The following is a 15,826-nucleotide window of genomic DNA, read 5'->3' on the forward strand; positions in this document are numbered from 1 at the left end:
AAGCTTTAAGTAAAAACGTTACTATTTTAAATAGCAATTACATACCTGCGCGAACAAAGCCGCCAAGCCCTAAATGCTCTAATTGTTCCCTCATATAACCATGTACTTGTTTAGTAGAACTAAGCGATAAAACATGCGCTAAAATAACTTTCATTTTATGTAGTTCTACATGGCGTATAACCCATTTAATTCTAGAAATATTATGTGGATTCATACTGAGTTTATCGTAGCCCATTGCGAGTAATAATAAGGCTCCTGCAGGCTCACTAGCGAGTTCACCACATAAGCTTAAAGGAACTAAGTATTTACTTGATTCTTGGGCTATTGTATTTAACGCACGCAATACCGCAGGATGATATGCGTCGTATAAGTCAGACACTTGTGCATTATTACGATCTACCGCTAACAAATATTGAGTTAAATCGTTTGACCCTACAGAGAAAAAGTCTACTTTACTTGCAAACTCTCTTAATTGAAAAATAACTCCTGGTACTTCAATCATCATACCTATTTTAGGTTTTACAAATTTAGATTTATCAGTAATATCTAATTCTGACGAAAGTTCGTAATAGGCTTGATTGATTAAACGAGTCGCTTCATCAACTTCAGATATATTAGAAATCATAGGTAACATAATTTCTAAATTGTTATGCCCATAATTCGCTTTAATCATGGCTCTAACTTGTTGTAGAAAAATTTCAGGGTGATCTAAAGTAATTCGAATACCACGCCAGCCTAAAAAAGGATTATCTTCAACAATAGGAAAATAAGGTAAAGCTTTATCACCACCTACATCGAGCGTACGCATAGTGACATTTTTTTTAGGAAAAGCCGCTAACACTTGTCTATATAAATCAGTTTGCTGTTGTTCAGAAGGAAAGCAACTCTGATTCATAAAAGGAATTTCGGTTCGATACAAACCAATACCCATAGCACCTGTTGACGATGAATGCTCAAATCCAGAAGACAAACCCGCGTTTAATTGTAATTCAATACATTTACCATCAAGTGTAATAGCCGGTAGCTTTTCAACCTGCTTTACTTTGTCAGCTAGTGCATACTCTTCTTCAATTAAGTGCTTATATTCTTTTAGTAACGAATCGTTAGGCGCAACATATAACTCACCACTATAACCATCTACAATGGCTATTTGCTTATGTAATTGCCCAAGAGGTATTTTGTCTACCCCCATAATTGCAGGTAATCCAAGCGCTCTGGCTAATATTGCTGCATGAGAGTTATTTGAGCCAGTTAAAGAAACAATGCCTTGTAGGCCAAAGTGTTGGTACTCAGCTAACATTGAAGCCGTTACATCTTCAGCAACTAAAATAAAAGCATCAAGTGGTTCATTAACTTGGCTATTTTTTTCAAGCAAATTCGCTAAAATTCTATTTCCTAGATCTTTTATATCACTTGCTCGTTCGCGTAAATAGTTATCATCAAGTGCTTCAAACTGAACCACATAACTATCTACAACCAGTTTTAACGCACTTTGTGTATTCCAACCGTCATTAATTTTATTTTCAACTTCATGGCCAATATCTGCATTACCTAAAAGCTGCTTATACATTTCAAAAATATCTAAACTATTATCAGATATGACTCGACTTAACTCTTCAGCCATTCTTTCAAATTCATGACGAGTATCAGAAATAGCTTGTTTAAAACGTACTAATTCTGTTTCTTGATCGGTATGTTTTTCTAATGTAACTGATTGCAGCTGTACGGTTGGCTGAATAACAAATAATGGACCAATAGCGACACCTGAAGAACCACTAACGCCTTTTAGCTGCCTTGTATACTGGTTATTTTTTTCAGTTAATCCATAGCGAACTTCAGCATTAGCTAACGCCATAGCTAATTGCGCTGAAAGCGTAACAACAAAAGCTTCTTCATTTTCAGTAAAGTGTCGAGATTCTTTTTGCTGAATAGACAAAATCCCCAAAACTTTACGTTGATGAATAATAGGCGTACCTAAAAAAGCATTCAGTTCATCTTCTTGTACAATTGGGGTTTTAATAAATTGAGGATGTTTATGTGCATCGGAGATATTTAAAGGTTCTTCACGTTGGCCAACTAAACCAACTAAACCTTCTGAAAATCCTATACGAGTATTACCTAGCGCATCTTTGGCTAAACCATCAGAGGCCATTAATACAAAATGTTCGGTAGCGTAATCGGCTAAATAAATTGAACAACAGTCTGTATTTAATGCTGTTTTTACCTGAGTAACCATGCGAAATAAAGCACTTTCTAAATCAGCATCTTGGCTAAATTCAAGTATAATACGTCGTAAAGTGGTTAACATATCTCTCCTTGGTTTATACCAATCTCACTAATAAATTGATCGTATTTCTTCTAAAAAATACGGTAAATCTAATAACGCAACGGGTATTATATCATTATATAGTCAATAAAAATGGGAGTTTTTTAATCCTGTAATTTTGTACAAAAACAAAAAAATCTAGTGTTTAAGATAAAAATAGCCTACATAAATGTAAGCTATTAAATTATAACATAATAATAATCAGGCTCGACGTTTGCGTCGATCTGAACGATATGTGGGTAATGCCTGTAATGAAAACTCTTTCATTACTTTTCTATAAACCTCACGCTTAAACGATACAACTTGCCTTACTGGATACCAATAGCTTACCCATCTCCAATCATCAAATTCAGGGTGCTCTGAATGTAGTAAATCTACAGATGATTCTTTAGACGTTAGCTTAAGCAAAAACCACTTTTGTTTTTGCCCTATACATAACGGTTTACTGTCGTGTCTAATTAAACGTTTCGGTAATTTATATCTAAGCCAATGTTTAGTCGAAGCAACAACGCTCACATGTTCAGGTTTTAGCCCCACTTCTTCATGAAGTTCCCTGTACATAGCTTGTTCTGCTGATTCACCCTTATCTATACCACCTTGTGGATATTGCCAAGAATGTTGACCATAACGTCTTGCCCAGAATACTTGTCCCCTATCATTGATTATTACTATGCCGACATTGGCTCTATAGCCATCAGCATCGATCAAAGGAGCTCCCGACAAATTTCAATAGTTAACTGATTCTTCCATACAAACGGCTTTTGAGCAAATAAATATTTCACTTGATACCATACATTTAGGCTAAGATAATAGGCATATTAGATAAAACGACTTAACGATATACTCCTATTAATATAATTATTCCTCAAGACGAAAGTGCCTTATTAGAACGTGCGTATACTTTATCAGGTTTAACCTTAGGTGAAGTGGCAAAGAATGAGGGTATTAAAGTCCCTAAAGATTTAAAAAAAGAAAAAGGCTGGGTAGGATTACTACTTGAAAAAGTATTGGGTGCTAGTGCTGGCTCTAAACCTGAACCAGACTTCCCACACTTAGGTATTGAGCTTAAAACCCTACCAATTAATAGAGAAGGAAAGCCTTTAGAAACTACCTTTGTTTGCGTAACTCCCCTTAAAGATCTTGTGGGTGCTACATGGCAAAACAGTCATATTAAAAATAAATTAGCACGTGTTTTATGGGTACCTATTATTGCTGAACGCTCCATTCCTATTCCAGAACGTATTATTGGTACACCATTTATTTGGTCACCATCGCCTGAAGAAGAACATTTAATGGCAATGGACTGGCAAGAATTAACCGATATGATTGTGTTAGGTGAAGTGGAAAATATTACCGGTAAACACGGGCAAGTCCTTCAAATAAGACCAAAAGCCGCTAACAGCCATGCAAAAACACAAGCGATAGATAAAAATGGGCAACCTTTTATGACATTACCCAGAGGATTTTATTTAAAAACAGCGTTTACACATAAACTCATTAAAAAACACTTACGTATAAATTAACTTATCTACAAAGAACGAATAACAACCTTTTGAGCAAAACTGACTTTTGAACCTGCAGGTATTGATATAGGCTTTGTATTTGCTGCTTCTAAGCAAACATATTCGTTTTCACCACCAGCATGAATATCCACCATGTTTTGAGCGGTTTCATGACCAGGATTCCATAAAACCCATTGATGACAATCAGATGAACTAACCTCAATAATACGATTCCAATCTTTATCAATAATGTCTATGACACGATTTGATTCATAAACTCTATCAATGGGACCTTCGCAATTATTTAAGATTGAAATATTATTATAAGTACCGGTTAATTTATCAAAATACTCAACATCAGATAATTGATTAATATGTGTATTTTTAGGATTTCCTACAGCAAAATAACTGTGTAATGCTCCTGTATATTCAACATCTTTAGCGGATTTGTTTTCAATAAATAGTTTTTGTGAAAATGACTCACCAAACACAAGTTCTTGCTTTAACTCGTAGGCTATATCCCATGCAGGCGTTTGGTTTTCACCTTGTTTAATTAAAATAATGGTTACTGATTTTTCCGTAATTTCAATGTTTTCTACTTGCCACAACGATGTTCTAGCAAAACCATGGTTAGCAACTAAAGTTTTATTCACATCGGTAAAATCAACGCTTTTATTATGTTTAAATAAATCATTTTCAAAATCACCAAACCAAGGTAAACATACAGGTATACCACCTCTAATACCTTTTGCGTTACCAAACAGCGTGTCATTACTCAACCAAAAAACAGGTTGTTGATTTTTAGGCTGCCAAGTTAATACATGACCACCATATAAACTAAGCGATGCTTGGCAATCTTGATGTTCAATCAATAAACCTTCAGTAGTAGTTAACGAATTTTGATCTAAAAATACGCTTGTTGTTACTTTCCCAAACGCATTGTTTTGAATAATGTCTGAAGACATGGAGACCCTAATAAAAAATAAAGCAGATAATAAATCTATTTTAAAGCATAGTTATAAGGTGTGAAAGGATAAAAGTTTTCTTGAATTTGTTAACCAATAAAAAACAAAACCACTTTTCAATCAAATTACTGATCAGAAAAGTGGTTTAAACTTTCATTAAATAAATTTTAGTTTATCTCTAAAGCAAGCTAAAACCTTATAAAGAACGACAAATGGCTTCTACTGAGTCTTTGGCATCGCCAAATAACATTTGTGTATTATCTTTAAAGAATAATGGATTTTGAACACCAGCGTAACCTGCACTCATTGAACGTTTAAATACTACAACATTCTTAGCATTCCACACTTCAAGTACTGGCATACCTGCTATAGGGCTAGTAGGGTCTTCTGCCGCAGCAGGGTTGACCGTATCGTTAGCACCAATAACAAGCACTACATCAGTTTCAGGGAAGTCATCATTAATTTCCTCCATACCTAATACAATGTCGTAAGGCACTTTTGCTTCAGCTAATAACACGTTCATATGGCCCGGTAAACGACCTGCAACAGGGTGAATAGCAAACCTGACATTAATACCTTTATCTTTTAATATTCGTGTCATTTCATACACAGGGTATTGTGCTTGAGCAACGGCCATGCCATAACCTGGAGTAATTATTACCGATTTCGCATCACTTAATAAAGCAGCTACCGCTTCTGCTGTCGCTTCAACATGCTCACCATAGTCTTTATCTGTATCGAGAACTACGTCAGTACCAAAACCACCGGCTATAACACTAATAAACGAGCGATTCATTGCCTTACACATAATGTAGGATAATATAGCACCTGAAGAGCCCACTAAAGCACCTGTAACTATTAATAAGTCGTTACTTAACATAAAGCCTGCCGCCGCAGCTGCCCAACCAGAATATGAATTAAGCATAGATACAACAACGGGCATATCAGCTCCACCAATTGATGCAACAAGATGCCAGCCAAATAAAAGCGCAACAATAGTCATAATATAAAGAGCTGTTGCGCTACCATCATCCCCAACAAAACTTAACATCAACATAAAAGAAAACAATAAAGCGGCAAAATTAAGTTTATGACGGTGAGGTAACATAAGCGCAGCTGAATTAATAAGCCCTCGTAATTTAGCAAAAGCCACCACAGATCCTGTAAAGGTAACCGCACCAATAAACACGCCTAAGAAAATCTCAGTTAAATGAATATTGTTTTCCATTTGCTGAGCAGAAGTTAAATATCCAAGATGGTGTTCAGACATTTCATAGAAGCTATTAAAGCCCACTAAAACAGCCGCTAAACCAACAAAACTATGTAATATAGCTACAAGTTCAGGCATACCTGTCATTTCAACTTTTTTCGCTAAACGTAAACCAATAACTGTACCAATAATCATAACAACAATAATAACGCCTACGTTTGATACTCTTTCATCGGCAATGGTCGCGATTAACGCGATACTCATACCAACAATACCAAACCAGTTACCTCTTTCTGCTGTTTCTTGCTTACTTAAGCCTGACAAACTAAATATAAAAAGTAATGCCGACACTAGGTACGCAGCACTAATAAATCCACTAGAAAATTCCATAAGTGCCTCCTATCGTCTAAACATTTTTAACATACGTTTTGTTACCATAAAACCACCAACAATATTAATGGTGGCAATAAGGACGGCTATCGCAGCTAAAATTTGAATTAAGGTATTGTCTTGCCCTATTTGTAGTAAAGCGCCAACAATAATAATGCCTGAAATAGCATTGGTTACACTCATTAAAGGTGTATGCAGTGAATGACTAACATTCCAAACAACGTTGTAACCAATAACACAAGATAAAACGAAAACCGTAAAATGAGAGATAAAATCAGCAGGAGCAACACTCGCTACCCAACCAAATAATAAAGCAGCTGCCGCCATTAACCCGTATTTTTTAGCTGGATTAGTGGGCACTTCAGGCTCTGGTTCAACTTTAATAGCTGGTTTAGGTTTTGCAGCTGGAGCCGCACTCACTTGAATAGGCGGTGGCGGGAAAGTGATTTCGTTACCTTTTACTACTGTCATATTTCTAACAACAACATCGTCAAAATCAACTTGAATAGTTCCGTCTTTTTCAGGACATACAAGTTTAAGTAAATTAACTAAGTTATTTGCGTAAAGTTGTGAAGCTTGATTCGGCAGACGAGAAACAAGATCGGTGTAACCAATAATATGTACGCCATCAACATCTGTTACTTTACCAGCAACAGTTAGTTCACAGTTACCACCACCAGCAGCAGCTAAATCTACAATCACAGAACCGGTTTTCATTGATTTAACCATTGCTTCAGTGATCAGCTTAGGCGCTGGTCTACCTGGGATCATTGCAGTAGTAATAATAATATCAACATCTTTAGCTTGAGCAGCAAAAAGTGCCATTTCAGCTTCAATAAATGCCGCACTCATTTCTTTAGCATAACCATCACCAGAACCAGTGTCTTCTGGCTCTTCGTAATCAAGCTCTAGAAACTCAGCCCCCATACTTTCAATTTGTTCTTTAACTTCTGGGCGAGTATCAAAAGCTCTAACAATAGCACCTAAACTACTAGCAGTTCCTATCGCGGCAAGACCTGCAACACCTGCACCAATGATCATGACTTTAGCCGGTGGCATTTTACCAGCAGCGGTAATTTGCCCAGTAAGAAAACGACCAAAATTATGAGTGGCTTCAATAACCGCGCGATAGCCTGCAATATTTGCCATTGAACTTAAGGCATCCATTGACTGAGAGCGTGTCATTCTTGGTACCATTTCCATGGCAAAGGTCGTAATAGATTTTTCTTTTAAAGCTTCAAGTAATTCAGGAGATTGGGCTGGCGCAATAAAACTAATTAAAAAACCACCATCTTTCATTTGAGCAACTTCATCTAATGTGGGTGCGTTTACTTTTAATAATGTGTCTGACTTCCAGCAATCTGCTTTAGTTACAACGTTTGCACCTGCATCAATAAATTCTTGATCAGTAAAGCTAGACTTTTTTCCTGCCCCTTTCTGAACCTTTACTTCAAATCCAAGTTTTATAAGCGCTGCAACAGAGGTTGGAGAGGCCGAGACCCTATTCTCTCCAGATAGCACCTCTTTAGGTATACCAATATTCATAAATCACCTTTTTCTTATTATTAATAACTTGCTTAATATTAATTAGCCAAAGTATGAATGATGTTCATACTTTAAGCCTTTTATACCGTATCAAACACAACCCAACAATGAAAGAAAAAAGTTACAAAAAGAAAGGTATAACTTTCGTTTTGTTCGGAATGTATATTGACTATAAAATAAATATAATCAATTACATTTAAAATGCGAGAATAATAAAGAAGTAAACAAACAAAATATTGTTGATTGTATTTAAAAATCAATAACTTGATATATATCAAATGAGTTTAGGAAGTAATAAGTGTGAGAAATAAACACAAAAGAAGCTAGCTCTACGTGTTGTTCACATTAGAGCTATAAGGAAAAATATATGGGAATAATAAATAGTGGGGGAATGTTACCTAAAAAACTTAATTAATCAATATCTTCTAGAGGCCACGAAACAATATAGTCTTCAAAATTAACAATACTTACATCGTCATCTTTTACTATTTTACCTCGAACAGACATGCCAGCATTATGCATAGCTGTTTTTTTACCTTTGTGAAGTAATGGATGCCACGAAGGAATTCCACGCCCTTCTTGTAACCTTCTGTATGTACAACTCGGCGGCATAAAAAACACACCATCTAAGTTATCTTGTGTTAAACGCACACAATCAGGAACTAACTTGGTACGTTCTTCATATTTAGTACATTGACATGACTTTTCATTTAAAAGAAAACAAGCAATATTAGAGTAATGAATTTGCTCGCCTTCTTGAATATGTGTAGTAGGTAATAACTCGGTTGACTCATCAGTCGTTTCATCATCAATAAATTTATTTAAGCAGCATTTAGCACAACCATCACATAAAGACTCCCACTCTGGACGAGACATTTCTTGTAAGGTTTTAGTTTCCCAAAAAGGCTCAATAACTTTTACTGAAGCCTTTACTGCTTTTTTAGACATATACTTTTTCTCTACTTCTAGATGTTAGAAATAATTAGCTGAATTACTTAACTGGCGGAAATTTAATACGATCTGACAAGTGCCCTACTGAACTAACAAAGTAATAGCTTAAATTCCAATGCATTAAGCTTTTATAATTATCGTAAGCTAAATAAGCACGTCCACTTTCATCATCAGGAAAAACCAAAGCAGCAGTTAAATCTGCATTAGGTAAATTAGTACCATCTGTACGTCTTACTCCTAATGCTTGCCATTGGGCTAATGTTTTTTCTGTTTTGCTCCAAGCTTTTAACCAGTTAGCTCGGCTGCCTGTATTTTTAGGAATGGCAAGTTTAGTATCAAAACCTTCGGGTAGCTTAACTTGGCGTCCCCAAGTAAGTTCATCATTCCAGCCTTCATTTTTTAAATAATTAGCCATTGAAGAAAACACATCGGCATAGTTTCCCCAAATATCTTTCTTACCATCACCATCGCCATCAACGGCATAACTTAAAAAAGAGGTTGGCATAAATTGATTTTGCCCCATAGCGCCAGCCCAAGAGCCTTTCATATTTTCAATAGAAATATGACCTTCTTCTAATATGGTTAATGCTGCCCAGAGTTGTTTCTTAAAGAATGCTTCTCTGCGTCCTTCATATGCCATAGTTGATAAAGCTGAGATCACGTTATAGTTACCCATGATTTTACCAAAATTGGTTTCAAGGCCCCATAAAGCAACAATAAATCGAGGTTGAACACCGTATTTTTCACCAATTTTAGTGAGTAACTCTTTATGATTTTTATATTCGTTACGTGCTCGCTCAATTTTCCAATTGGGTACACGTTTAGGTAAATAGGTATCTAAAGTCTCCACTTTTTCAGGTTGACGTTTATCTGAACTGACAGCTCGTTGATGAAAGGTCACCTTTTCGAAGCTACTGTTAATAATGGCAGGTGAATAGCCTTTTTCAAGGGCTTCTTTTTTAATTGCTTCTATATAGGTTTCAAAGCTTGGTTTTTCGTTAACCGCATCGTTCGCAGTTAAATAGCCACTAAAAAGCAGAGCACCGCTAAGCATAACTTTACTGAATATAGATCTTAAAAGAGAACTTGGTAATGAATGATCTTTATTATTTTTCAAAAATGAGATGTTTTGCACAAAGGTAATTCCTTTTATTGATGAGTCTGTTGAGCTTTATGTTGATCAAGTAAATTTTCTTCAGGAGGCGGTAACTGTAAATAATAACCTTTATCTTTCAGGTTTTCTTTTACGGTATCAATATCAGATATGGCTAATTTTGATTTACCCGCAAGGTTCATCACAGTCACTAATACAGGTGTTCCAAATACCGACATTAAGCCCTCTGGCACATCAGAAAAATCGTTTCTCTTATTTACAAATAAATATGTTTGCTTTTTTTTAGAACTTTTATAAACGGAGCACAACATGATTAAACCTACGACCTATGGATATCTATTAAAAATATTTATGAGAAGAATATAACACGCCATTCAACGTGCTTTCACGTAATTTAACATAATAACTATGTGAGTATTTGTAACGAATACTTTATCTATATTCGCTATTTAAACCCATTATTAGCATAAGCCTGAAGTTTTTCACCAAACAAAGCTAAACGCCAACCATATAAAACATCAATAATCCCTTCATATTTATCAACGTTATTAATTTTGAAGTGGTAACTTAAAAACTGATTGATCTGTTTTTTAGAGGCTAGATTTTCAGGTAATAAATCAGCATTTTTTGCAGCAGTTGCAACAAAGGTTTTTACCTGCTTAAAGATTTGTTTGTATGCGGGGTATTCATCTAATCGAATAATAGGCTGCGGGTATTCGCTTTCAGGCACTTTATTGGCTTGGTTAAGCACTTGTAACATGGCTTTGCCTTTGTGCTTTATATCTAACAGCTCTACACCTTCAATACTAAGCATGGCGCCTACACTTATTGGGTTACGTTGTGCAACGCCTATTAAAGTATGGTCTTTAGCAATAAAGCCTAATGGCATATCTCTTTTTTGAGCTTGCTGGTAACGCCAAGCAGCTAAATATTTTAATGCATTCAGCTGTTTTGCATTTAACTTCCAATTCATTTTAATGTTTAGATACATTAAGTTTTCATCTATTGGAGAAAACTTACGGTCTATCATCAGTTGAGTTTCTTGTTGAGCTGCTTCTAACCAGCCAGCATCGATAACCAGTTGGTGAATTTTTGGATAAATTTGGTGTAGATATTCAACGTCAGCTTCAGCATAAGTTTTTTGGCGTTCAGTCAAAGGTCGTTTGATCCAATCGGTTCTCGATTCTGACTTGTCTAATTCAACGCCGGTAAAATGTTGCACCATAGCCGCATAACCTAACGATAAGCCATGACCTAAAAATGCCATCATAATTTGGCTATCAATTAAGTTTACGGGTTTACAGTTAGCTGCCGTTAAAAATACTTCTAAGTCTTCTGAACAAGCATGTAGTACTTTACAAATATCTGCATTTGTCATTAACGCCCAAAATGGAGATAAATCGTCTATAGTTACCGGATCAATGAGCGCGATAACTTCACCATCGCTAACTTGTAACAACCCAAGTTTAGGGTAAAGCGTACGGGTACGTACAAACTCGGTATCAATAGCTAACATATTTGATTTTTCTAGTGTTTTACACAATTCAACCAGAGTAGAATAATCTTGAACGTATTGTCTTTGTATTATTTTTTCCACGGAAAACCTTGAGAGTTATGAGATAACAACACTGATTGACGACGTTTATTAATGATGACAGAACTTTATGACAATTTAATAAACGCCCACAGCGCTTTACTTACGACGACGAAGTGCTTGTTGTCTGGTTTGATGTTTTTTAACTGAGCGGCGAATACGGCGGCTTTTCGCGTTGTCCATTGCCTTTTCATCCACTTTTACTTTACTTTGTGTTTCTAAGGGTAAGTTTACTAATTTACGGTAATAGTTAACATCTTTTAACGGAAGTTCAGTCCAACCACCTAAAGGTAATTGACGCTTCATTTCCATATCGCCATATCTTACACGGATCAATCGACTTACTTGTACTTCTTGGCTTTCCCATAAACGTCTTACTTCACGGTTTCTTCCTTCAGAAAGTACAACATGAAACCAATGGTTTCGGCCTTCACCACCTTTGTAAGTAATTTTTTGGAATTTAGCCAGGCCATCTTCTAGCTTAACGCCAGCACGAAGCGTTTGTAACATAGCTTCGTTTACTTCACCAAATACACGTACAGCATATTCACGCTCTACTTTTTGAGAAGGATGCATTAATCGGCTAGCTAACTCGCCATCGGTAGTAAATAACAACATACCTGAAGTGTTAATATCTAATCGACCTACAGCAACCCATCTTCCATCTTGTAGCGGTGGTAGTCGGTCAAATACCGTAGGACGACCTTCTGGATCTTTACGCGTACACATTTCGCCTTCAGGCTTGTTGTACATAAGAACACGACATAAATCGTCTTCTTTCGCTTTTATACTGACTAAATGACCATCTATTTTAATTTGTTCGTTGCCTTCAACACGATCACCTAGATAAGCAACTTTGCCATTAACGGTAATACGGCCTGCGCTAATGAAGGTTTCAAGTTCTCGGCGTGAACCTTTGCCTGCACGAGCTAGGACTTTTTGTAATTTTTCAGACATGTTTTTTCATTCTCGTTCGTCAGTAACTTCACCAATGCTAATAAAAGCATTGCTACGTTTCTGTCTCAAATAGTTGAATATATGTTATCTAATATATCCCTTAACATCAGTGTTAAACATTAAGGTTCATCAGACAAACTAAATTCAGTTAACGGTACTTTTTCTATAGAAAGAGGTTCGGGTAAATCACTCAATGTTTCAAGTGAAAAATAATCAAGAAATACCTGAGTAGTTGCATAAAGTGCTGGCTTACCCGGAACCTCTTTATATCCGACTATATCTATCCAATCTCTTTCTAATAAGGTTTTCATAATAGCGCTGCTCACGGCAACGCCTCTTATATCTTCTATTGCGCCACGCGTTATAGGCTGTTTATATGCAATAAGTGACAATGTTTCTAGTAATGCTCGAGAGTACCTTGGAGCTCGCTCTTTAAATAAATTAGCGAGTTCATTACTAAACTTAGCAACCGCTTGAAAACGATAGCCTGTAGCCACTTTTACTAGTTCGATACCACGGTTTTGATAATGCGCGCGTAGTTCATTAATTTGGGTAATTATACGCTTATTAGACACATTGTATTGCTCTAATACTGTTTTTTTAAATAATTGAACAGACATCGGCTTTTCAGAAACAAAAAGTGCGGCTTCAATTAAACATTTTAGTTGTTCGTCATTTAGCTGTTTATTATTAAGAAGAGCCATTATTTAAAAACCTAGTATAAAAATTTAAACTGTTTCTGGGTGTTTTAATTTAAGTTGAATAGGACCAAACACCTGCGCCTGAATACATTCTATCAAAGACTCTTTTAATAATTCTAAAATAGCTAAAAAAGTTACAACAACCCCTTGCCTACCTTCTTTAATATCAAAAAATTGGCTAAATTCGATATAAGGATTGTTCTGGTTCGCTTCAGTCAGTTTATTCACAATAAAGGCCATGCGCTCTCGAGTAGATAGGGCTTCTTTTTGAATATGATGATGTTCTAGCGCTTTGGTTCTATTCATTACATCTTGCAACGCGCTAATTAAATCAGACAGTTCAACATCAGCGTCTATTGTGCGTAATTGAAAATTATCAGGTACATTGGCGTGGCCAATAAAAACATCTCTATCTAATCGAGGAAGTTGATCAAGCTCTTGGGCTGCATGTTTAACTATTTCATATTCTTGAAGACGCCTTACCAATTCCGCTCGCGGATCTTCTTCGGTGTCTTCTACAGTTTGTTTTGGTAGTAATAAACGCGATTTAATTTCAGCTAGTATAGCTGCCATCACTAAATACTCAGCTGCAAGTTCGAGTTTTACATCTTTCATTAACTCAACGTAAATCATGTATTGCTTAGTAATAGGTGCAATAGGTAAATCTAAAATATCAAATTTTTGTTTACGAATTAAATACAGGAGTAAATCTAACGGGCCTTCAAAAGATTCTAAAATCACTTCAAGGGCATCAGGTGGAATAAACAAGTCTAAAGGCTTATCAATAAAAGCCTTACCGTGGATCATAGCCAAAGGTAAAACCTGTTGGATCATTTCTCCATCGTTTACTGTTGAAGTATCTTTCTGCAAAAATTTATCCACTTAAACTAACACTGTCGACTAACTAAAATGTAGTTAATCCACTTATTCGAACGGTGTTGGGTCACCTTCACCGACTCTAATGATAGAGATATCTCCATCAGAAAAGTCAACAACGGTTGTAGGATGTTCGCCTAAATGACCACCATTAATAATAAGATCAACTTGGTGTTCTAAAATGTCACGAATATGTTCTGGATCGTATTCTGCTCGACTTTCACCAGGCATAATTAACGTTGTCGACATAATAGGTTCTTTAACTTCAGCGAGTAACGCTTGGGCAATATTGTTGTTAGGAATACGTATACCTATAGTTTTACGTTTTGGATTTAATAAACGTTTAGGTACTTCTTTAGATCCTTTAAAAACAAAGGTATAAGGGCCTGGCGTATTACTTTTTAATAATCGGTAAGCGGTATTGTCTACACGGGTATATTCAGAAAGCTGAGACAAGTCGCTGCAAATAAGCGTGAAGTTATGGTTTTTCTCTAAATTTCTAATATTACAAATACGTTCTAAGGCTTTTTTATCGCCCATGTGGCAACCGATAGCGTAGCCAGAATCAGTAGGATAAACCACTACAGCGCCATCATGAATCATAGCAGCAGCTTGTTTCATTAAACGCCCTTGCGGATTATCAGGATGTACGTAAAAAAATTGGCTCATAATATCACTCCATTTTATTGAGGGTCTAACGCGTTAGCATTTCAGATCGCAGTTTTTCAGGCCACAGCGACCAAATGGGTAATGCTTTTTCTGGCATACGTAAATTACGCCCTAAATCGCTCCATTTATTTGGATGATGAAAGTCAGATCCCATTGAGGCATGTAAGTCATACTCTAAACAAAAGTTTAGCATTAATTGCCTTTGGTCGTTACTCATTTGTGGAAGAACAATTTCTAAACCATCGCCTCCCTCTTCTTTAAACTGAATAACTAAACGCCTAAGCCACTTGGTTGAAAGGTCATATCTAACAGGATGCGCCATAACGGCAGTACCACCTGCTTGATGAATGGCATCTATCGCTTCTTTAATACTGCACCAGTTAGGTTTTACATAAGCACGCTTACCTTTACCTATGTATTTGTCAAAAGCTGCCTGCATTTTAGATATACTGCCTTGCTGTAATAATACCTTAGCAAAATGCGCACGAGTTAAAGATCCCCCATTAGCAAGCTCTTTCGCTTTTTCGTAAATACCATCGAAACCACATTTGGCAAGTTTTTCACCCATAGTAATTGCTCTGCTTTCTCGAGCAACTTGTTGGCTTTCAATTAAGCTTAATAAAGCAGGATGAGTTCGATCAATATTTAAGCCTACAATATGTATTTCAAAACCTTGCCACGCCGTTGAAATTTCAATGCCGTTAATTAAATTTAGTGCGTATTTTTTTTCGCTTATATAATTATTTGCAATATCTAAGGCCGATACCGTATCGTGATCGGTAATCGCTAACACATCAATTTGAAAGTTAGTCGCCCTTTCTATAAGCTCTTGCGGAGTTAAACCACCATCAGAAAATTTAGTATGGCTGTGTAAATCAATGCGTAAATTTGAAAAATCTTGAGATTCTATGGTTGACATAACATCCATAATGAGTTCTTCTATAGGGGATTTTATTTGCCTAGTGGCAAGTTTACTGAGATGACAAAGATAATGATACAAACAAAACAAACTATTTTATTAATTTG

At 36.1% G+C, this 15,826-nt stretch carries 15 protein-coding genes; 1 reads left to right on the forward strand and 14 read right to left on the reverse strand.

The genetic code is table 11. From position 1 onward, the window contains the following. Positions 1-37 precede the first annotated feature (37 nt). Together ptsP and rppH are read right to left on the reverse strand one after the other, a co-directional pair. Positions 38-2,308, reverse strand: coding sequence for a phosphoenolpyruvate--protein phosphotransferase (gene ptsP / locus ACM9HF_RS07340; protein ID WP_473616592.1), 2,271 nt, complete (start codon positions 2,306-2,308; stop codon positions 38-40). Between the two features lie 219 nt (positions 2,309-2,527). After that, positions 2,528-3,034: an RNA pyrophosphohydrolase gene (rppH, locus tag ACM9HF_RS07345; protein ID WP_473616596.1), complete on the reverse strand. Its 507-nt coding sequence runs from the start codon at positions 3,032-3,034 to the stop codon at positions 2,528-2,530. 140 nt (positions 3,035-3,174) lie between these two features. Between rppH and mutH the strand changes: the two genes are divergently transcribed. Next, on the forward strand, positions 3,175-3,849 hold the full coding sequence (mutH, locus tag ACM9HF_RS07350; protein ID WP_473618265.1) for a DNA mismatch repair endonuclease MutH: 675 nt from the start codon (positions 3,175-3,177) through the stop codon (positions 3,847-3,849). Positions 3,850-3,854: 5 nt separating this feature from the next. Here the strand turns inward: mutH and ACM9HF_RS07355 are convergent, their stop codons facing one another. The 12 genes from ACM9HF_RS07355 to rnm form a co-directional block, all read right to left on the reverse strand. Further along, positions 3,855-4,793 carry a D-hexose-6-phosphate mutarotase gene (locus ACM9HF_RS07355; protein WP_473616599.1) on the reverse strand — a complete coding sequence of 313 codons (939 nt, stop codon included), beginning with the start codon at positions 4,791-4,793 and terminating at the stop codon, positions 3,855-3,857. A 196-nt stretch (positions 4,794-4,989) separates the two neighbouring features. Then, a complete protein-coding gene (pntB, locus tag ACM9HF_RS07360) occupies positions 4,990-6,393 on the reverse strand; it encodes a Re/Si-specific NAD(P)(+) transhydrogenase subunit beta (protein WP_473616603.1) in 1,404 nt (467 codons plus the stop codon). A 9-nt stretch (positions 6,394-6,402) separates the two neighbouring features. After that, positions 6,403-7,938: a Re/Si-specific NAD(P)(+) transhydrogenase subunit alpha gene (locus tag ACM9HF_RS07365; protein ID WP_473616608.1), complete on the reverse strand. Its 1,536-nt coding sequence runs from the start codon at positions 7,936-7,938 to the stop codon at positions 6,403-6,405. A 411-nt stretch (positions 7,939-8,349) separates the two neighbouring features. Beyond that, positions 8,350-8,886 carry a YcgN family cysteine cluster protein gene (locus tag ACM9HF_RS07370; protein WP_473616612.1) on the reverse strand — a complete coding sequence of 179 codons (537 nt, stop codon included), beginning with the start codon at positions 8,884-8,886 and terminating at the stop codon, positions 8,350-8,352. Positions 8,887-8,929: 43 nt separating this feature from the next. Further along, on the reverse strand, positions 8,930-9,943 hold the full coding sequence (locus ACM9HF_RS07375) for a lytic murein transglycosylase (protein ID WP_473618266.1): 1,014 nt from the start codon (positions 9,941-9,943) through the stop codon (positions 8,930-8,932). A 95-nt stretch (positions 9,944-10,038) separates the two neighbouring features. Then, positions 10,039-10,314: a YcgL domain-containing protein gene (locus ACM9HF_RS07380; protein WP_473616615.1), complete on the reverse strand. Its 276-nt coding sequence runs from the start codon at positions 10,312-10,314 to the stop codon at positions 10,039-10,041. 134 nt (positions 10,315-10,448) lie between these two features. Continuing rightward, positions 10,449-11,600 (reverse strand): ribonuclease D, encoded by a 1,152-nt coding sequence (rnd, locus tag ACM9HF_RS07385; RefSeq protein WP_473616619.1) that lies wholly within the window; start codon positions 11,598-11,600, stop codon positions 10,449-10,451. A 96-nt stretch (positions 11,601-11,696) separates the two neighbouring features. Next, a complete protein-coding gene (gene rluB / locus ACM9HF_RS07390) occupies positions 11,697-12,554 on the reverse strand; it encodes a 23S rRNA pseudouridine(2605) synthase RluB (protein WP_473616624.1) in 858 nt (285 codons plus the stop codon). A 119-nt stretch (positions 12,555-12,673) separates the two neighbouring features. Continuing rightward, complete coding sequence (gene scpB, locus ACM9HF_RS07395) at positions 12,674-13,258, reverse strand: SMC-Scp complex subunit ScpB (RefSeq protein ID WP_473616627.1); 585 nt, start codon at positions 13,256-13,258, stop codon at positions 12,674-12,676. Positions 13,259-13,282: 24 nt separating this feature from the next. Further along, positions 13,283-14,089 (reverse strand): segregation and condensation protein A, encoded by an 807-nt coding sequence (locus tag ACM9HF_RS07400; RefSeq protein WP_077340653.1) that lies wholly within the window; start codon positions 14,087-14,089, stop codon positions 13,283-13,285. 90 nt (positions 14,090-14,179) lie between these two features. Next, positions 14,180-14,800: an L-threonylcarbamoyladenylate synthase gene (locus ACM9HF_RS07405; protein ID WP_473616632.1), complete on the reverse strand. Its 621-nt coding sequence runs from the start codon at positions 14,798-14,800 to the stop codon at positions 14,180-14,182. A 25-nt stretch (positions 14,801-14,825) separates the two neighbouring features. After that, complete coding sequence (gene rnm / locus ACM9HF_RS07410; protein WP_473616636.1) at positions 14,826-15,728, reverse strand: RNase RNM; 903 nt, start codon at positions 15,726-15,728, stop codon at positions 14,826-14,828. Positions 15,729-15,826: the final 98 nt, after the last annotated feature.

This window comes from Colwellia sp. RE-S-Sl-9, from assembly GCF_048296855.1.
GTDB lineage: Bacteria > Pseudomonadota > Gammaproteobacteria > Enterobacterales > Alteromonadaceae > Pseudocolwellia.